This is a genomic window from Billgrantia kenyensis (assembly GCF_013697085.1).
Taxonomy (GTDB): domain Bacteria; phylum Pseudomonadota; class Gammaproteobacteria; order Pseudomonadales; family Halomonadaceae; genus Halomonas; species Halomonas kenyensis.
In genome coordinates, this window is sequence record NZ_JACEFT010000003.1 from 70,126 (window position 1) to 88,210 (window position 18,085).

At 65.8% G+C, this 18,085-nt stretch carries 15 protein-coding genes; 7 read left to right on the forward strand and 8 right to left on the reverse strand.

What is annotated here, in order from left to right:
- Positions 1–3: 3 nt before the first annotated feature.
- The 6 genes from aroK to pilM form a co-directional block, all read right to left on the reverse strand.
- Positions 4–546: a shikimate kinase AroK gene (aroK, locus tag H1D44_RS20945; RefSeq protein WP_181513596.1), complete on the reverse strand. Its 543-nt coding sequence runs from the start codon at positions 544–546 to the stop codon at positions 4–6.
- Positions 546–2,666 carry a type IV pilus secretin PilQ gene (locus H1D44_RS04170; protein ID WP_181513597.1) on the reverse strand — a complete coding sequence of 707 codons (2,121 nt, stop codon included), beginning with the start codon at positions 2,664–2,666 and terminating at the stop codon, positions 546–548. Before H1D44_RS04170 ends, aroK begins: the two co-directional genes overlap by 1 nt.
- A gap of 69 nt (positions 2,667–2,735) precedes the next feature.
- Positions 2,736–3,248, reverse strand: a complete 513-nt coding sequence (locus H1D44_RS04175) for a pilus assembly protein PilP (protein WP_181513598.1) — start codon at positions 3,246–3,248, stop codon at positions 2,736–2,738.
- Entirely contained in the window at positions 3,245–3,868 is a 624-nt protein-coding gene (locus tag H1D44_RS04180) for a type IV pilus inner membrane component PilO (RefSeq protein WP_181513599.1), read from the reverse strand. Before H1D44_RS04180 ends, H1D44_RS04175 begins: the two co-directional genes overlap by 4 nt.
- The gene (locus H1D44_RS04185) at positions 3,865–4,446 is read right to left on the reverse strand and encodes a PilN domain-containing protein (protein WP_181513600.1); all 582 of its coding nucleotides are present in this window, start codon (positions 4,444–4,446) and stop codon (positions 3,865–3,867) included. Before H1D44_RS04185 ends, H1D44_RS04180 begins: the two co-directional genes overlap by 4 nt.
- Entirely contained in the window at positions 4,443–5,504 is a 1,062-nt protein-coding gene (gene pilM / locus H1D44_RS04190; protein ID WP_181513601.1) for a type IV pilus assembly protein PilM, read from the reverse strand. Before pilM ends, H1D44_RS04185 begins: the two co-directional genes overlap by 4 nt.
- A 268-nt stretch (positions 5,505–5,772) precedes the next feature.
- Between pilM and H1D44_RS04195 the strand changes: the two genes are divergently transcribed.
- Both H1D44_RS04195 and H1D44_RS04200 read left to right on the forward strand, forming a co-directional pair.
- Positions 5,773–8,298 (forward strand): penicillin-binding protein 1A, encoded by a 2,526-nt coding sequence (locus H1D44_RS04195; protein ID WP_181513602.1) that lies wholly within the window; start codon positions 5,773–5,775, stop codon positions 8,296–8,298.
- A gap of 109 nt (positions 8,299–8,407) precedes the next feature.
- Positions 8,408–9,154, forward strand: coding sequence for a DUF481 domain-containing protein (locus H1D44_RS04200; protein ID WP_181513603.1), 747 nt, complete (start codon positions 8,408–8,410; stop codon positions 9,152–9,154).
- A gap of 69 nt (positions 9,155–9,223) precedes the next feature.
- Here the strand turns inward: H1D44_RS04200 and H1D44_RS04205 are convergent, their stop codons facing one another.
- Together H1D44_RS04205 and rpmE are read right to left on the reverse strand one after the other, a co-directional pair.
- A complete protein-coding gene (locus tag H1D44_RS04205; RefSeq protein WP_181513604.1) occupies positions 9,224–10,495 on the reverse strand; it encodes a malic enzyme-like NAD(P)-binding protein in 1,272 nt (423 codons plus the stop codon).
- A 252-nt stretch (positions 10,496–10,747) separates the two neighbouring features.
- Positions 10,748–10,963 (reverse strand): 50S ribosomal protein L31, encoded by a 216-nt coding sequence (gene rpmE / locus H1D44_RS04210; protein ID WP_181513605.1) that lies wholly within the window; start codon positions 10,961–10,963, stop codon positions 10,748–10,750.
- Between the two features lie 186 nt (positions 10,964–11,149).
- Here rpmE and H1D44_RS04215 point away from each other — a divergent pair, with 186 nt between their 5' ends.
- From H1D44_RS04215 to hslU, 5 genes are all read left to right on the forward strand, one after another.
- Entirely contained in the window at positions 11,150–13,387 is a 2,238-nt protein-coding gene (locus H1D44_RS04215; RefSeq protein ID WP_181513606.1) for a primosomal protein N', read from the forward strand.
- Positions 13,388–13,523: 136 nt separating this feature from the next.
- Positions 13,524–15,209: an arginine--tRNA ligase gene (gene argS, locus H1D44_RS04220; RefSeq protein ID WP_181513607.1), complete on the forward strand. Its 1,686-nt coding sequence runs from the start codon at positions 13,524–13,526 to the stop codon at positions 15,207–15,209.
- Between the two features lie 3 nt (positions 15,210–15,212).
- Positions 15,213–15,938 (forward strand): SPOR domain-containing protein, encoded by a 726-nt coding sequence (locus H1D44_RS04225; protein ID WP_181513608.1) that lies wholly within the window; start codon positions 15,213–15,215, stop codon positions 15,936–15,938.
- Positions 15,939–16,106: 168 nt separating this feature from the next.
- Positions 16,107–16,625 (forward strand): ATP-dependent protease subunit HslV, encoded by a 519-nt coding sequence (gene hslV, locus H1D44_RS04230; RefSeq protein WP_181513609.1) that lies wholly within the window; start codon positions 16,107–16,109, stop codon positions 16,623–16,625.
- Positions 16,626–16,636: 11 nt separating this feature from the next.
- Positions 16,637–17,959, forward strand: coding sequence for an ATP-dependent protease ATPase subunit HslU (gene hslU / locus H1D44_RS04235; protein ID WP_181513610.1), 1,323 nt, complete (start codon positions 16,637–16,639; stop codon positions 17,957–17,959).
- Positions 17,960–18,085 lie beyond the last annotated feature (126 nt).

Here is an 18,085-nt window from a genome sequence, read left to right on the forward strand (position 1 = left end):
GGGTCAGGCCTTGGCTTGAAGGGGGTCGATGAGCCGCTGCACGCGCCGCACGATCTCGTTGACCACCGCTCGCAGGCTGCGCCGGTCGGTGCGGACCACGACATCGGCCGTGGCACGATAGAGCGGATCACGCAGCTCGAACATTTCACGCAGTACCTGCTCACGATCGGGTCGCTGCAGCAGCGGGCGATTGCGATCCTTGGCCACGCGCTTGAGCTGCTGCTCGACCGTGGTGAAGAGATAGATCACGGTGCCTCGTTCGCGCAGCCGGCGACGGTTTTCCTCGCTCAGCACGGCCCCGCCACCGGTGGCCAGAACGATGCCCTCCTGCTCGGTCAGCTCCTGAATCATCTGCGCTTCGCGCTGACGGAAACCCGCCTCGCCCTCGACATCGAAGATCCAGGGAATATCCGCACCGCAGCGGGCCTGGATTTCGTGGTCGGAGTCGAAAAACTCACGCGAAAGTTCGGCCGCCAGAAGGCGGCCGATGGTACTCTTGCCGGCCCCCATGGGGCCGACCAGTATCAGATTGGGCAAATCCTGCATCAGCGAATCGCCATGCCGTCCTCGAGTATTCGTGGAGTGATGAAGACCAGCAGCTCCACTTTCTGATTGCTGCTTTCATTGTAACGGAAAAGCCTGCCCAGCACAGGCAGGTCCCCGAAGAACGGCGTCTTGGCCAGGCGGCTGAGCTGCTCGGTGGTGAGGATGCCGCCCAGCACCACGGTCTCGCCGTTGTCGACCAGCACCTGGGTCTCGATACGGTTGGTGTCGATCGGCGGCGCCTGCCCGGGAAGAGCCTCACGGAAGCTGTCGTTGGTAATCACCAGATCCATGATGATGCGATTATCCGGAGTGATCTGCGGCGTGACCTCCAGCGACAGCAGCGCCTCCTTGAAGTCGGTTTCGGTACCCTGATCGCTGACGGTCTGGAAGGCCCGCTCCTCACCCTGCTGGATCAGTGCCGTGCGCTGGTTGGCGGTGATCACCCGCGGCTGGGAGATGGTCTGACTCTTGTTCTCGCTCTCCAGCGCACGCAGCTCCAGGTCGAGCAGGATGTCGCCGGAAAGGTAGCCGAAGCCGAAGCTGGTCATCGGGTTGGCGCTACCCAGGTCCACTGCCAGGCCACCACGCTCGAAGCGGCTGCCCGACGGATCGTCGAATCCACCGGTGAACTGGCCCCGCGGGTCGCGTTGGCCGGTGAAACCTTCACCGGTCACGACCGTAGAGCTGCCGCTGGACGCTCCCTCCAGATTGAGCCGGCTGCTGCCGCGCGACGATGCGCCCCAGTTGACGCCGAGCTCCTGGGTCACCCCATCGCGGGCAATGACGATGCGCGCCTCGATCTGTACCTGGCGTACTGCCACGTCGAGTCGGTCAAGCGTGCGCATGATCTCCTGAATCTGGTCGGCGGTGTCCTGGATCAGCAGCGTGTTGGTACGCTGATCCACCGCCACCCGGCCGCGCTCGGTCAGCAGGCCAAAGCCGTCGCCACCGCGCAGCAACTGGGCAAGGTCCTCGGCGCGGGCATAGCGCACCTGGATGTACTCCGAAACCAGCGGCGCCAGCGTCTCGACCTGGGCGCGCGCCTCGATCTCCTGGCGTTCGATGTTGGCCAGCTCGCTGGCCGGCGCCACCATGATCACGTTGCCTTCCTGGCGGCTGGCCAGGCCATGGCTCTTGAGCACCAGGTCGAGCGCCTGGTCCCAGGGCACATCCTGCAGGTTGAGCGTCACCTGGCCGGTCACGCTGTCGCTGGCGACCAGGTTGAGACCGGTGAAGTCGGCGATGATCGCAAGTACCGAACGTACCTCGATGTCCTGGAAGTTGAGCGTGATGCGCTCCCCCGTGTAGGGAAACTGCTCGCGCACGCGCTGCTCGCGTTCCCGCTGGGTGACCGGCTGAGCCTCGATGGTGAGCTGGCGCCCGCTCTGGGTCGAGAGCATGGCAAACTCGCCGCTGCCCTCGATCTCGAAGGTGACGCCGTCGCGGCTGACGCGAGGCGTGATGCGCTGCAGCGGCGTACCGAAATCGCTGACATCGAGGACCTGGTTATGGGACTCCGGCAGGTCGACGTCACTCAGTTCGGCCACGATGCGGTTACGGCCCGCTTCGCGCACACGAGCATCGACCCCGGCCCGGTCGAAGGTCACGATCAGCCGGCCGGCGCCGCCCTCGCCGCGACGGAAATCGATGTCGGCGATCGCCGGCAGACCGGATGGCGCGGGGGATGCATGCTCCGGGGCTGCCGCAGCCGGCTCGGCGCGTGTCGCCGCAGGGGCAGAGACGCCACCTCCTATCGCCAGCCGCAGGCGATCGCCCTCCTGGGTCGTCTCATAGGGCAGCGGACCGTCCATGTTGAAGACCAGGCGCGTGCGGGAGCCAGCCTCCAGCGCGGTGACCTGCTCCACGCCGCCAACCCCCAGGTCGAGGCGACGACGATCCAGCCCGTTGGTGGTATCCACCAGATCGATGGTCAAGCGCGGCGGCTCGTCGAGTCGATAGCCACGCACCTCGGGCACGCCACCTGAGAACTCGAGGTCGACCAGCAGCTCGCCGCGCTCGCCCTGGCGAAAGTTCAGGTCGGTCAACGTCGATGCCGCCAGGGCAGGCAACGCCACCATCGCCAGGCATACCGCCGCCAGCCTGCCAATCAAATGTTTCATCGTTCCCCTACCCCCTGCCTGTTTCCCCATTCCCCTGCGTCGGGCTAGTGCAATTCCTCAGCGACTGATCTACTCCAGCGCCATTCGTGTCGTTCGTTCCGTCCAGTTACCCCCACCGGTAGGCACCAGCTCGACCAGTTGTACCGTCGAATCGGTAACACTGACGATGCGACCGTGGTTCCTGCCCAGGTAGTTGCCGGCACGCAACTGGTGCACCTCGCCACCCGGGGCCCGCACCAGGGCATGGGTACGACTCCCCATGGTCAGGATACCCACCAGCCTCAGCGCCTCCAGGTCGTACTCCTCCAGCGGCTCCATGGTTCGACCGGGATCGGGAGCCAAGCCAGTGTCGCCTGCCGGGGCATCCTCCACCTCGGGCAACTGGGGCCTGAAGGGGCTGCGGCGATCGCTCTCCCGATAGGGAACCGGCTCGAAGCCCGGCACCTCTGGCATTTCCAACGCTGGCGGCGTGCCCGGGTCGTTGCGTATGTCGGTCAGCCGTCGCTCCAGCTCACCCAGCTGCGGGTCGGCACAGCCTGCCAGCAGCAGGCCGAGCGGAACCCAGAACCAGCGCCCCTTCATTGCCCCTCCTCCCCGCCCTGGGGACGATAGCTATAGGTGCGGGCCAGCATCGACAGCCGCAGGCGATCGCTGTCCTCCACGGGTGCCAGGACGAAGTCGTGCAGCGTAACGATGCGCGGCAGCGCCGCCACGCTGGCGAGGAAGCCGGCAATATGGTGGTATTCGCCCTCGACCTGCAGATCGAAGGGACGCTCGATATAGAAGTCGCTCTCTATGGCGCTGCGCAGGCGGATAAAGTCGATCGTGAGGTGATGATCGAGAGCGCTCTCGCTGATGCTGTCGATCAGTGAGGGGATCTCGGCACCGGAGGGCAGCATCGCCATGAGTTCGTCCATGCGTGACTCGAGCATGGCCATCTGCTCGAGCATGTCCGGCAGGCGTGCCGCCTGGGCCGCGCGATTGCGATAGTCGACCAACAGCCGGCTCTCCTCGGCCTCGGCGCGCTGCAGCTCATCGGCCCTGGGGCCTGCCAGGTACCAGTAGGTGCCGGCCAGGGTAAGGATCAGAACCAGCAGGCAGCATATCCACTGCAGCAGCAGCGGCCAGCTACCCGACTCCTTGAGCTCCAGCTCGCGCCAGTCAAGCTCCCGAAGGCGCCGAATCTCGGCCTGCATGTTCATGGCTCTCCCCCCGACTCGCCTTCCCGCCCCTCTTCGGCGGCCCCATCGATGAGCTGCGTCATTCCCAGGCTGAAGCGGCGTCGCAGGCCGCCATCCGACTCGACTTCCGACAGCACCGGCTCGGAGAAGGCAGGCGCCTGGGCAAGCGAGCGCATCTGCTCGGAAACCTGGCGGTTATTCTCGGCACGCCCCGCCAGACGCAGCTGGTCGCCCTGGCGGCTCAACTGGGTATAGTGCACGCCTTCCACCAGGCTGAGGGTCAGGTCGCGAAACACCCTGACGGTCTGGGAGCGCCCCTGCTGCAGATCATTGAAGACCTCGACCTGGCCGAGCATGCGCTCGCGTATCGCCTCATGCTCGCCGATCGAACGAATATCGCCTTCGAGCTGAGCCATGCGGTCACGAATATGCGCGTTGCGCTGCTGCTGCGACTCCATGGCCGTGTCGTAGTAGTGCATCATTCCCAGCCCACCCGACACGCCCAGCAGCACCATGACGACCAGCGCCAGATAGAAACGCCGGCTGCGCCGCCCACGCTGCCGCTCTCGCCACGGCAGGAGATTGATCTCGATACTCATGTCGGCGACCTCATGGCCAGGCCGCAGGCGGTCACCATGGCCGGCGCGTCGCTGGCCAGGGTCTGGACATCAATGCGGGAATTGATGCGCATGCGCAGGAAGGGGTTGGCGATGACTACCTGCATCGCGGTTTCCTGGGCCAGCCGTTCAGCCAGGCCCGGGATCACGCTCGAGCCGCCGGCAAGCACCATGCGCTTGACCTCATGCTTGCGCCCAGCGGTGTAGTAAAGCTGCAGCGAGCGCCCGATCTGCTGCACCAGGGTGTCGATGAACGGTGCCAGGACGCTGGTCTGGTAATCTTCGGGCAGGCCGCCGCGCTTCTTGGCCAGGCCGGCCTCCTCCAGGGTCAGCCCGTAGCGCACGCGAATCTCCTCGGTGAGCTGACGGCCGCCGAACACGGTGTCACGGCTGTAGACTATACGGCCGCCCCGCAGCACGTGGAAGGCGTTCATGGTGGCACCGACATCGACCAGCGCCACGCAGTCGTCGTCTCCTGCGGCGGGCGGCAGCTGCTGGCGCAGCTCGCCGAAGGCGCGCTCCATGGCGAAGGCCTCGACGTCAACCGCCGCCGGCGTGAGGCCCGCCTGGTTCAGCGCGTCGGTGAGCTGATTGACGTCCTGCTGGCGACAGGCCACGAGAAGCACATCCTGCTGGTCACCGTAGCGGGCATTGAGCCCCAGGCGCTGGAAGTCAAAGGCAACCTCGCTGAACGGAAACGGAATATGCTTGTCTGACTCGAGTTGAATGCGCGCTTCGATCTCGTCATCGTTGAGCGAAGCAGGGAGCGTCAGGGTCTTGGTGATGGCGGCGCTGGCCGGCACGGCCGGCACGGCAAGCCGCGAGGCGGGGCGGGCACTTTCCACGGCACGCCTCAGCACATCGGCGACTTCACGCATGTCGCGGATTCGCCGCTCCACCACGGCACCCTCGCGCAAGGGCCTGACGGCATAGCTTTCTATCTGGTAGTGGGATCCCACCCGCCTGAGTTCGATCAGCTTGACCGTGGCCGAGGTAATGTCGACGCCGATCAACCCTTTACCTGAGGCCCTGAATCGCATCAAGTATTGCCCTTGCGTATTCGCTGCGTTGAGTTCTTATTTACCACCTTCTTGCGCCCTAGGAATTTGCATCACCGAGGCTGACAAAGATCATACCTGCTCTCCACGACCGAGGTTACATGATATTTTGTCAGCCCACACAAAGTTGCACGGTTCGCCTTATCAACGCTGTTGGCGGGCCGCGTGGATTCCTTATAATGGGTAGGCCAGTGAAGGCTACCTTTCATCGCCACGTTCTTCACGCTCTCACCACGGACAACGCCTTTTCATGAAGTGGATCAAGACTCTGGTTTTCTCGGCCTTCTGGCTGTTGGTATCGCTGTTCACCGCTGCCCTGCTCAGCGTGGCCGGCGCGGCGCTCTACTTTACGCCGGGCCTGCCGGACGTGCGCCAGCTGCAGGATTTCGAGCTGCATACCCCACTACGCATTTTCACCCGTGACGGCAAGCTGATTGGCGAGTACGGTGACGAGCGCCGCATGGCGGTCTCCTTCGACGAGATTCCCGATGATTTCATCCAGGCACTGCTGGCCGCCGAGGACGCCAACTTCTTCGAGCACCGGGGGGTCGACCCCCGCGGCCTGGCCCGAGCCGGCCTCGAGCTGGCGGCCAGCGGCGGCGACATCCAATCCGGCGGCTCCACCGTTACCATGCAGGTAGCGCGCAACTACCTGCTGACCCTCGACCGCACCTTTACCCGCAAGATTCGCGAGATTCTCCTGGCCCTGCAGATGGAGCGCATCCTGACCAAGGAGGAGATCCTCGAGCTCTACGTCAACAAGATCTTCCTTGGCCATCGCGCCTACGGCATCGCCGCCGCCGCGGAGATCTACTACAACAAGCCGCTGGATGAGCTCACCCTGGCGCAGAAGGCAATGATCGCCGGCCTGCCCAAGGCGCCGTCGCTGTTCAACCCGCTGGCCAACCCTGAGCGCTCGTTGATTCGCCGCAACTGGATCCTCTACCGCATGCGCCAGTTGGGCAACATCGACCAGGCGACCTACGAGGCGGCGGTGCAGGAGCCGATCACGGCCCGGCGCCACGTGGCCCAGATCGAAGTCGATGCCGCCTACGTCTCGGAGATGGCACGCCAGTACGCCATCGAGCGCTTCGGCGAGGAAGCCTACACCGGTGGCTATCGTATCCACACCACGCTGGATAGCGAGCTTCAGCCTTACGCCCGCGAGGCCCTGGCCCGCGGCCTGATCGACTACGATACCCGCCATGGCTGGCGCGGACCGGAGGAGCGCGACATCCCTTCGAGCATTGCCGAGGCCCAGGAGCGCACCGAAAGGCGTGGTCTGGAAGAGGAGCTCGACGAATCCCCCGAGATCATGCAGACGGCCCGCCAGGCCGCTGAGCGAAGTCAGACCCGGGTCGAAGGTATCGAAGGCGACGTCAGCAACTGGGTACGGGTGCTCGAGCGCACCCCGGGCTTCGGACCGCTGCGGCCAGCCATCGTGGTGGCAAGCGAAGGACGTGAAATGCAGGTGCTGGCACGCGACGGCGAGCTTATCAGTCTGGACTGGGATGGCCTCTCCTGGGCGCGCGAGTACCGCAACCCCCGCTCGCGTGGACCGGAGCCGAGCTCCGCCGAGCAGATCGCCACCCGCGGCGATCTGGTGCGCATCCTGGAGCGCGACGACGGCAGCTGGCGGCTCTCCCAGCGCCCCGATGCCGAGGGCTCGATCGTGGTGATGGACCCCGACACCGGCGCCATCCTTGCCTTGCAGGGGGGCTTCAGCTTCAATGCCAGCAGCTTCAATCGCGCCGTGCAGGCCCAGCGCCAGTCGGGCTCCATCTTCAAGCCCTTCGTCTTCCTCGCCGCGCTCGACACCGGCCTGATGACCGCTTCCAGCGTGGTCAACGATGCACCGGTGGTCATGCACGACGGCAGCAGCCTGTGGCGGCCGGTCAACGCCAGCGGTGACTTCCTCGGCCCGACCCGCCTGCGCGTGGCGCTGGCCAGGTCGCGCAACCTGGTCACCATCCGCATCCTGCAGACTCTGGGCCTCGACAGTACCATCGAGTATCTGGAAGGCTTTGGCTTCAGCCCCAGCCGCCTGCCTCGAGGCCTCTCCCTGGCGCTGGGCAGTGCCGACCTGACCCCGCTGGAGATGACCAATGCCTATGCCGTACTGGCCAATGGCGGATACCGCGTCTCGCCCTGGTTCATCGAGCGGGTCGCCCGCGGCAGCGACGAGAACGTCCTCGACGAGGCCCGCCCGGCCATCGCCTGTCGCAGCTGCGACGACGGCCAGACGGAGGTCGTGATCGACGGCAGGACCTATGATGTCGCCCCACGGGTGGCCGACCCCACCGCCGTCTATATCCTGCGCGACATGCTGCGAGATGTGATCGAGAGCGGCACCGGGCGTGCCGCACTGTCCCTCAATCGCAGTGACGTGGTAGGCAAGACCGGCACCACCAACAATCAGCGCGACGGCTGGTTCGCCGGCTACAACGACGATCTGGTGGCTTCCGTGTGGATCGGCAAGGACAACAACGAAACCATCGCAGAGTATGGCGGCAACGCCGCCCTGCCGATCTGGATCGACTTCATGGGCAATGCGCTCAACGGTCGCCCGGAAGCCAAGCCCGAGCCTCCTGCCGGCCTTGTCACCGCTCGCGTCGACGCCCAGACCGGGCGCCGCCTGACCGATGGCCAGTCCGGCGGCATCACGGAGATCTTCCACCCCGACTTCTTGCCGGACATGGAGCCGCGCCGCGTCGAGCAGGATATTGAGCAGCGCAGCGGCTCACAGGGCACCGGAAGCTACGAGGCGATCTTCTAGGCATTCGACCACCAACGGGCGGCAAGGATGCCGCCCTCCGTCTTGCAACCGCCGTACTGTCGCCTCTCGGGGCGACCCGAAACCGGGACAACAGGACAGATCCGTTGCTATGTCACGATTCAGGTCATGGAGCCTAATAGGGCTTGCCCTTCTGCCGGGCTCCACCCTCGCCGCCAGCGTCTTCTATGCCCCTCCGCCACCCGAAGAAGACGCTCCCACTTTCAGCGGCGAAGCCGAGCTTGGCTATACCCATCTCGCCGGCAACACCGACAGCCAGACCCTGATCGGCAAGAGCCGATTGACCTGGCTGACCGGCCGCCTGACCCACACGCTGCGCGGTGAAGTCCGTAACGTGACCCGCGACGGCACCACCAGCGCCGAGCAATACCTGCTCTCCCTGCGCGAGCGCTACGACTTTCACGGCCCCCACTACTTGTTTGGCTTCGGCCGCTGGGAGAGGGACCGCTTCAGCGGTTATGACCACCAGCTCACCGGGATTGGCGGTTACGGCCGGGACGTCATCGATGGCGAGCGGCATCGCCTTTCGCTGGAAGCAGGGCCCGGCTATCGACATGACCGCATCAGGGACGAGGAGAATGACAACCTGGGCCTGGCCTACGCCGCGCTCGACTACCAGTGGACGCTATCGCCTCACTCCTACGTACGCCAGGAGGTGTCGGTGGAAGCCGCCAGCGAGAACACCACGTCACGCTCGATCTCCTCGCTCACCGCCAGGCTCAACTCGCGCCTGTCGATGCGCCTCTCCTACGAGGCGAGGCACAACTCGGACCCACCGGAAACGGCCGATGCCCGCACCGACCACACCACCAGCGTGACGCTGCTCTACACCTGGTAAGCGAGCACACCGGCGTAACGCACTGCGCCGGCCCGGGGCCGGCGCAGTCAATGCGGGCGAAGCGGACGCTCAACTGCCGTAGACGTCGTCGATCGAACTCAGCGGATAGTGTGCCGGGTAGGGGCGGCGCGCCACACCGGAGTCCACCGCAGCCTGAGCCACCGCCGCAGGGATGCGCTCCAGCAGGCGGATATCGACAGGCGTGGGAATGATATATTCCGGGCCGAACGCCATGTGGTCACGCTCGTAGGCATCGAGCACCTCCTGAGGCACCGGCTCGCGAGCCAGATCCTTGAGCGCATGAACCGCAGCCACCTTCATCGCCTCGTTGATTCGCGTGGCACGAACGTCCAGCGCACCGCGGAAGATGAAGGGGAACCCCAGCACGTTATTGACCTGATTGGGGTAGTCGGAGCGGCCAGTGGCCATGATCACATCGGGCCGGGCCTCGCGGGCCACGTCGGGATGGATCTCCGGGTCGGGGTTGGTGCAGGCGAAGACGATGGGGTTCGGCGCCATCTTGCGCATGTGCTCGGCGGTAACCAGATTGGGCCCGGAAAGGCCGATGAAGACGTCGGCACCGTCGATGGCATCATCCAGCGTGCGCTTGTCGGTGTCCACCGCGAACATGGCCTTGTAGGGGTTGAGGCCTTCGCGACCGGCATGGATCACGCCGCGCCGGTCGAGCATGATCAGGTTCTCGGCACGCGCACCGCAGGAGAGCAGCAGCTTCATGCAGGCAATGGCCGCAGCACCGGCGCCCAGGCAGACGATCCTGGCGTCCTCCAGACGCTTGCCGGCGATCTCCAGCGCATTGAGCATGCCTGCCGCGGTGACAATGGCAGTGCCATGCTGATCGTCATGAAATACCGGGATACTGCACTGCTCGATGAGCGCCTGCTCGATCTCGAAGCACTCCGGCGCCTTGATGTCTTCGAGATTGATGCCGCCCCAGGAATCGGCGATCCGCGCTACCGTATCGATAAAGGCCTGCGGGCTCTCGGCGTTGACCTCGACGTCCACCGAATTGATCCCGGCAAAACACTTGAACAGCACCCCCTTGCCTTCCATCACCGGCTTGCTGGCCAGCGGCCCGAGGTTGCCCAGGCCGAGAATAGCGCTGCCGTCGGAGATCACTGCCACCAGGTTGCCCTTGCCGGTGTAGCGATAGGCATTCTCTGGGTCGCGGGCGATCTCACGAACGGGCTCGGCGACACCAGGACTATAGGCAAGGGAGAGATCACGAGCGGTAGCAGTGGGCTTGGTCAGCTCCACGGATAGTTTTCCGGGAATCGGCTTGGCGTGATAGTCCAGCGCTGCCTGCTTCTTGGCGTCTGTCATGCTTGGGTCCGGTATCCATCATTGGGAAAGGACAAATACCATATAGAAAAACCTTCCACACCTCAATAAAACGGGCGTTCAAGGATTTTGCCCATCCTTTCGCGAAACTTAGCAGCCATTTGCTGCAACTTATGCTAACCCTGGCAGGCATAAGCCATTGCTTATCGCTAACCGCCCTCACCCAGGCGCTGCAAAAAGAAAACCCGCCGTGAAGGCGGGTTTTCCGAGATGGCGCTGCGTCGCTGCCTAGAGTCAGCCCCGCTTGATGGCGGCCCCGAAACGCTTGTTGAAACGCTCGACGCGACCACCGGTGGTCGCCTGCTTCTGCTTGCCGGTGTAGAAGGGATGGCACTGCGAGCAGACGTCGAGTGACAGGTCATGGCCGGCAGTGGAACCGACCTCGAAGGTCGCGCCGCAGGAGCAGGTCGCGGTGACCATCTTGTAATCCGGGTGAATACCTTGTTTCATCTTGAGCCTCATGAGCGGTATGCCGCCACCTGATCCAATGCCAGGCACCGCATACGGGTTGTCTTTCGTCGCTACTCGTTCAACGTTAAGTCGTTCAAACCAACCGGTAGCCGCAGGCCCAGGCCCTAAACAGAGCCTGGTGCCACGACGGCCGGACATTCTAGCAGAGCCGACGCCGGAGGCCAATTGCCCAACCCGAACTCCTCGCCCCCACCTCGCGTGCTGAGGGTGGCGGTTCCCACCCCCCTGCGACGCCTGTTCGATTACCGCCCTGGCCGCGATACACCGCCATGCGGCTGGCAGCCAGGTATTCGCGTGCACATACCGTTCGGCCGCAGGCAGGTCGTCGGGGTCGTTGTGGCATGTGCCGATCGAAGCGAATTGCCGCTTGAGCAGCTCAAGCCTGTGACACGCTGCCTCGACAGTGAGCCGCTGCCCGAGGACTGGCTGTGGCTCTGCAGCTTCACGGCACGCTACTACCAGCATTCGCTGGGCGACACCCTGCATCAGGCGCTTCCCGTGCTGCTGCGCCAGGGTCGCCCGCTGGCCGGGCGCGTGCGCGAGCGCTGGCAGGCCTTGGCGAAGCCCGATGAAGATGACCCTCGCCTCAAGCGGGCCCCGCGCCAGGCCGAACTGCTGGCCATGCTTCGCCAGCACCCGCACGGCCTGCCTACCCAGGCGGTACTGGCCCAGGGCTATTCCCGCGAACAGCTGCTCGCCCTGGTGGAAAAGCGGCTGGTCGAGCGAAGCGAGACTCCCCTGGCGGCAGCCGAGCCTGCCGCGGAAAAACTGCTGGCCGAACCGGCTCTGCCGCTCAACCGCGAACAGGCCGAGGCGCTGGGGGTGTTGCACGAGCGTCTGGACGCCTTCCACCCCTGTTTGCTTCACGGTGTCACCGGCAGCGGCAAGACCGAGGTCTACCTGCAACTGATCGAGGCAGTGGTTGCCAAAGGGCGCCAGGCGCTGCTGCTGGTCCCGGAAATCGGCCTGACGCCACAGACGCTGGCGCGCTTCCGCAGCCGCTTCCGGGTCCCGGTAGTGGCACTGCACTCGGGGCTGACCGACAACGAGCGCCTGGACGCCTGGGAAGCCGTGGCCAGCGGTCGCGCACCTATCGTCATCGGCACACGCTCGGCGATCTTCACGCCGCTGGCCCGCCCCGGCGCGATCATCGTCGACGAAGAGCATGACGGTTCGTTCAAGCAGCACGAAGGCCTGCGTTACCATGCACGCGACCTGGCCGTAGTCCGCGCCCAGCATCACGGCATCCCACTGCTGCTGGGCAGCGCCACGCCTTCTCTGGAAAGCCTCTACCACGCCGGACGCGGCAACTATCGCCACCTGCGCCTGACGCGCCGTGCCAGCCGCCATGCCCCCGCCAGACTGGAGCTGCTCGACCTGCGTGGCCGCCCACGCCAGGGCGGGCTCATCCCCCCCGCCATCGAGGCGATTCGCGAGACCCTGGAAGCCGGCCACCAGGTCCTGGTATTCATCAACCGGCGCGGTTTCGCACCGACGCTGGCCTGCCACGCCTGCGGCTGGCTGGCCGACTGCGACTCCTGCGATGCACGCATGACCCTGCATCGCCAGCCGCCGATGCTGGCCTGCCACCACTGCGACAAGCGTCGCCCGGTGCCGGATGCCTGCCCCAGCTGCGGCAGCGCCGACCTGCGACCGCTGGGCAGCGGTACCGAGCGCACCGAGGAAACCCTCGGCGCCCTATTTCCCAAGGTGGCGGTGCACCGTATCGACCGCGACAGTACGCGGCGCAAGGACGCCCTCGAGCAGACCCTCGCCCAGGTGAGGCGCGGCGAGCCCTGCCTGCTGGTGGGTACCCAGATGCTGGCCAAGGGCCACCACCTGCCGCATGTCACTCTTGTGGTGGTGGTCAATGCCGACGCCGGGCTCTATGCCAGCGACTTTCGCGCCCTCGAACACAGCGCCCAGCTGCTGGTGCAGGTGGCAGGCCGGGCCGGTCGGGCCGCGCATCCGGGACGTGTGCTGGTCCAGACCCTGCATACCGACGATCCGCACCTGCGACTGCTCGCCGAGCACGGCTACGATGCCCTGGCCGAACAGCTGCTCGCGGAACGGCGTGCCGCCGCCCTGCCGCCCTATCGTTTTTTCGCCCTGCTGCGCCTGGAAAGCCCGCGAGAGGAGACGGCGAGCGCCCTTGGCCGCGAGGCAGCCACCATGCTGCGGGGCTGGATGCACGAACATGCCCCCGACGTGAACTGCCTGGGACCGGTCCCCGCCCCCATGGAGCGGCGCCAGAATCGCTACCATGTTCAGCTGTTGCTGAGCGGGAGTCGACGCAGCCAGTTACACGCCGCCTGCGCCCGACTCACCGCCTGGCTCGAGCGCTCACCGGAGGCGCGCCGGGTGCGCTGGTCGCTCGACGTCGACCCCCAGGCATTGGGCTGAGCCTGCGGCCTTTAAAGCCGCGGCACAATTGCCGATAATGGTCGATCAGCCCATTCTTCGTGGCCGCGCCATTCGCAAGTGCCGTCTGTCATCGACATCACCTCGTGCGCCCGTCGCTACAGGACATAGCCGCTTCATGAAAGAGACGATCATTTCCCTGCTCGAGAACGCCATTGCTACGCTCAAGCAGCAGGGCACGCTGCCCGCAGACACCTCGCCGACCATCAAGGTCGACCCCACCCGGGACAAGGCCCACGGCGACTACGCCACCAACCTGGCGCTGATGCTGGCCAAGCCCGCCGGCAAGAAGCCCCGCGAGCTGGCCAAGGCGCTGATCGCCGCGCTGCCGCACAGCGACGCCGTGGAGAAGGTGGAAATCGCCGGCCCCGGCTTCGTCAATTTCTTCGCCGCCACCGACGCCGCCGCCCAGGTCGTACGCGAGGTGCTCGATTCCGGGGACACCTTCGGACGCAGCCTGGTGGGCCGCGGCCAGAAGGTGCAGGTAGAGTTCGTTTCCGCCAATCCCACCGGCCCCTTGCACGTGGGACACGGCCGTGGCGCCGCCATCGGCGACTGTATCTGCCGTCTGCTCGAAGCCACCGGCCATGACGTCACCCGCGAGTTCTATTACAACGACGCCGGTGCCCAGATCGCCAACCTCGCGCTGTCGGTCCAGGCCCGCGCCAAGGGCCTGACCCCGGATGACGCCAGCTGGCCCGAGGATGGCTACCGCGGCGACTACATCACCGAGGTGGCCAACGACTACCTGGCCGGCGAGACGGTACATGCCGACGACCGCCACGTCGCCGCCAAGGCCGATCCCGAGGATCTCGATGCCATCCGCGACTTCGCCGTGGCCTGGCTGCGCCGCGAGCAGGATCTCGACCTCAAGGCCTTCGGCGTCTCCTTCGATGTCTACTTCCTCGAATCCTCGCTGTACCGCGAAGGCAAGGTGGAGGAGGCCGTCGAGCGGCTGGTCGCAAATGGCCACACCTACGAACGTGAAGGCGCCCTGTGGCTGCGCACCACCCGCTTCGGCGATGACAAGGACCGGGTCATGCGCAAGTCGGACGGCAGCTACACCTACTTCCTGCCCGACGTCGCATATCATCTGAACAAGTGGCAGCGCGGCTATACGACCGTGATCAATGAGCAGGGCGCCGACCACCACTCCACGGTGACCCGGGTGCGCGCCGGCCTGCAGGCCCTGGAAGCGGGCATTCCCCAGGGCTGGCCGGACTACGTGCTGCACCAGATGGTGATGGTGACCCGTTCCGGCGTGGAGGTGAAGCTCTCCAAGCGTGCCGGCAGCTATGTCACCGTGCGCGACCTGATCGACGAGGTAGGACGCGACGCCACCCGCTTCTTCCTCGCCGCGCGCAGGGCCGACTCCCAGCTCACCTTCGACATCGACCTGGCTCGCTCGCAGTCCAACGACAACCCGGTCTACTACGTGCAGTATGCTCATGCCAGGGTATGCAGCATGCTGCGCAAGGCCGAGGCCCAGGAGCTGGGCTTCGACCACGATCTGGCCATGGTCAGTCTGGGACGGCTCGAGGAAGACCAGGAGAAGGCGGTAATGAACCGGCTGGCCCGCTACCCCGAGGTGGTCGATCATGCCGCCGCCTGCCGCGAGCCGCAGCAGGTGGCCCAGTACCTGCTCGACCTGTCGGCGGAGTTCCACTCCTGCTATAACGCGGTGAAGGTCATGGTCGAAGATGACGAACTGCGCAACGCGCGACTGGCGCTGGGCCTGGCCACGCGTCAGGTACTGCGCAACGGCCTTGACCTGCTGGGTGTCAGCGCTCCGGAGGAGATGTAAGCCATGGCCGCCCGTCGCACGCCGAAGAAACGCGGCGCCACCACCAGTCGCAAGCGCGCTCCCGCACGGCGCCAGGGTTTTCGCCTGCCCGGCTGGCTATGGGGCATCGGCGGCGTCATCGCGGGCTTCCTGCTGGCGCAGCATCAGCACGGCACCGCGCCCTGGCAGGAAGGCAGCGACTCGCCGCTGGCCAACCTGATCCCGCGCACGCCCACCGAGGTGGCCGACCCCACGCCGACCGTCGAGCCACGCGAGCCGCGCATGCCGACCTTCGAGTTCTATACCCTGCTGCCCGAAGAGGTCGTGGCCCCGCGCGAAGTCGCCTCCACCGCCTCACCGCCGGAGCCCACCGTCGATGTGCCGCCTCCCGTCGAGCCGCAGGCCGCCTCCGAGCCCGCCCCTGCCGAGGACCCCATCGCCCAGGTGATCTCCGCCAACCTCCGCGATGAGGTCAGCGCAACGCCGGCCAACGAAACGGACTCACCGGCAGGCACCCGCTACATGCTGCAGGCGGCATCGTTCCGCCAGCCCGAGGATGCCGAGCAGCTGCAGCAGCGCTTGCGCAACTTGAGCCTGGTGGCCCAGGTCAGCCAGGTGCAGTCCGCCGACGGCCAGACATGGCACCGGGTCATGGTGGGCCCCTACGAGGACACCCGGGAGCTCAACCGAGCCGAGGACTTGATGACCACCCAGGGAATCACCCCCCTGCGCCATCGGGCCACCAACTGAAAATGGACGCATGAACGAGCCGCCACCATGCGCAAGCGCCAGCCGGCAGCGCTTGAATTCGCCGACTGGCGCCCGCACTTACCTTGAACGCTCATTCACGGCCCCCCGGGCAGCCCCGGGGGCCGAAAGTCACCGGGAGCCAAGGCTCCCCGTTACGGAGTTATCTCCATGACCACGATCGTTTCCGTGCGCCGCGGTGACCAGGTAGCCCTGGCCGGCGACGGCCAGGTATCGCTGGGCAACACCGTGATGAAGGGCAACGCCAGCAAGGTACGCCGGCTCTATCGCGGCGAGGTACTGGCCGGCTTCGCTGGCGGCACCGCCGATGCCTTCACGCTGTTCGAGCGCTTCGAAGCGCAGCTGGAGAAGTACCAGGGCAACCTGGTCAAGGCCGCCGTGGAGCTGGCCAAGGACTGGCGCACCGACCGCGCCCTGCGCCGCCTCGAGGCCCTGCTGGCCGTGGCAAACAAGGACGCCTCGCTGATCATCACCGGCAACGGCGACGTGGTGGAGCCGGAGCGCGGCATCATCGCCATCGGCTCGGGCGGCAACTATGCGCTGGCCGCTGCCCGCGCACTGCTGGAGAACACCGACCTCTCGGCCAAGGAGATCACCGAGAAGTCGCTGGAAATCGCCGGCGACATCTGCGTGTTCACCAACCATCACGTCACCCTCGAAACGCTCTGAAGGCCGCCCCCATGTCCCAGATGACACCCCGCGAGATCGTCCACGCCCTGGATCAGTACATCGTCGGCCAGCAGGATGCCAAGCGCGCCGTGGCCATCGCCCTGCGCAACCGTTGGCGGCGCATGCAGCTCGACGACGACCTGCGCCCCGAGGTCACGCCCAAGAACATTCTGATGATCGGCCCCACCGGGGTAGGCAAGACCGAGATCGCCCGCCGCCTGGCCAAGCTCGCCCGTGCCCCGTTCATCAAGGTCGAGGCAACCAAGTTCACCGAGGTGGGCTACGTCGGCCGCGACGTGGAGTCGATCGTTCGCGACCTTACCGAAGCCGCCATCAAGCTGGTGCGCGAGCAGGCCAAGGGTGAAGTACGCCACCGCGCCGAGGACGCCGCCGAAGATCGCATCCTCGACGCCCTGCTGCCGCCGCCCCGCGGCCAGGAAGACAACGCCCGCAGCGACAGCTCCACCCGCCAGATCTTTCGCAAGAAGCTGCGCGAGGGCGATCTCGACGACAAGGAGATCGATATCGAGATCACTCCGCAGGGGCCGGGTATCGATATCATGACCCCGCCGGGCATGGAGGAGATGACCAGCCAGCTGCAGAGCCTGTTCTCCAACATGGGCCGCCACAAGACCGAGAGCCGCCGGGTCAAGGTCAAGGATGCCTTCGCCCTGCTGCGCGACGAGGAAGCCGCCAAGCTGGTCAACGAAGAGGAGATCAAGCACCGCGCCATCGACGCCGTGGAGCAGAACGGCATCGTCTTTCTCGACGAGATTGACAAGGTGGCCAAGGGCAGCGGCCAGTCCAGCGGCGGCGAGGTCTCCCGCGAGGGCGTGCAGCGCGACCTGCTGCCGCTGATCGAGGGTTCCACCGTCTCGACCAAGTACGGCATGGTCAAGACCGATCACATTCTGTTCATCGCCTCCGGCGCCTTCCACCTGTCGCGCCCCTCCGACCTGATCCCCGAGCTGCAGGGCCGCCTGCCGATCCGGGTCGAGCTCGAGGCGCTCACCCCGGAAGACTTCAAGCGCATCCTCACCGAGCCTTCCGCCGCCCTGACCAAGCAGTACAAGGCACTGCTGGCCACCGAAGGGCTCGACATCGACTTCACCGAGGACGGCATCGAGCGCATCGCCGAAATCGCCTGGAAGGTCAACGAGGGTACCGAGAACATCGGTGCACGGCGCCTGCACACGGTGATGGAGCGCCTGCTCGAGGAGGCCTCGTTCAAGGGTGCCGACCTCGGCAGCCCGCTGTCGATCGATGCCGCCTACGTCGACTCCCAGCTCGGCGAGCTGGCCATGGACGAGGATCTGTCGCGGTATATCCTGTAGGTGTGAGACGCGCCGCTGTGAGCGGCACAGGGCGAGCGATCAAGCGACCTTGGCAAGCGCGCTGGCCCAACGCAGCAGCGAGGCCTACATGAGCGTAGCGACGGGGACAGATCGTAGCAGAGGTCA

What these genes read in the sequence shown, in the direction of transcription:
- aroK (WP_181513596.1), bottom strand. Translation starts at nt 546, where the DNA reads ATGCAGGATTTGCCCAATCTGATACTGGTCGGCCCCATGGGGGCCGGC.
- H1D44_RS04170 (WP_181513597.1), bottom strand. Translation starts at nt 2,666, where the DNA reads ATGAAACATTTGATTGGCAGGCTGGCGGCGGTATGCCTGGCGATGGTG.
- H1D44_RS04175 (WP_181513598.1), bottom strand. Translation starts at nt 3,248, where the DNA reads ATGAAGGGGCGCTGGTTCTGGGTTCCGCTCGGCCTGCTGCTGGCAGGC.
- H1D44_RS04180 (WP_181513599.1), bottom strand. Translation starts at nt 3,868, where the DNA reads ATGAACATGCAGGCCGAGATTCGGCGCCTTCGGGAGCTTGACTGGCGC.
- H1D44_RS04185 (WP_181513600.1), bottom strand. Translation starts at nt 4,446, where the DNA reads ATGAGTATCGAGATCAATCTCCTGCCGTGGCGAGAGCGGCAGCGTGGG.
- pilM (WP_181513601.1), bottom strand. Translation starts at nt 5,504, where the DNA reads ATGCGATTCAGGGCCTCAGGTAAAGGGTTGATCGGCGTCGACATTACC.
- H1D44_RS04195 (WP_181513602.1), top strand. Translation starts at nt 5,773, where the DNA reads ATGAAGTGGATCAAGACTCTGGTTTTCTCGGCCTTCTGGCTGTTGGTA.
- H1D44_RS04200 (WP_181513603.1), top strand. Translation starts at nt 8,408, where the DNA reads ATGTCACGATTCAGGTCATGGAGCCTAATAGGGCTTGCCCTTCTGCCG.
- H1D44_RS04205 (WP_181513604.1), bottom strand. Translation starts at nt 10,495, where the DNA reads ATGACAGACGCCAAGAAGCAGGCAGCGCTGGACTATCACGCCAAGCCG.
- rpmE (WP_181513605.1), bottom strand. Translation starts at nt 10,963, where the DNA reads ATGAAACAAGGTATTCACCCGGATTACAAGATGGTCACCGCGACCTGC.
- argS (WP_181513607.1), top strand. Translation starts at nt 13,524, where the DNA reads ATGAAAGAGACGATCATTTCCCTGCTCGAGAACGCCATTGCTACGCTC.
- H1D44_RS04225 (WP_181513608.1), top strand. Translation starts at nt 15,213, where the DNA reads ATGGCCGCCCGTCGCACGCCGAAGAAACGCGGCGCCACCACCAGTCGC.
- hslV (WP_181513609.1), top strand. Translation starts at nt 16,107, where the DNA reads ATGACCACGATCGTTTCCGTGCGCCGCGGTGACCAGGTAGCCCTGGCC.
- hslU (WP_181513610.1), top strand. Translation starts at nt 16,637, where the DNA reads ATGTCCCAGATGACACCCCGCGAGATCGTCCACGCCCTGGATCAGTAC.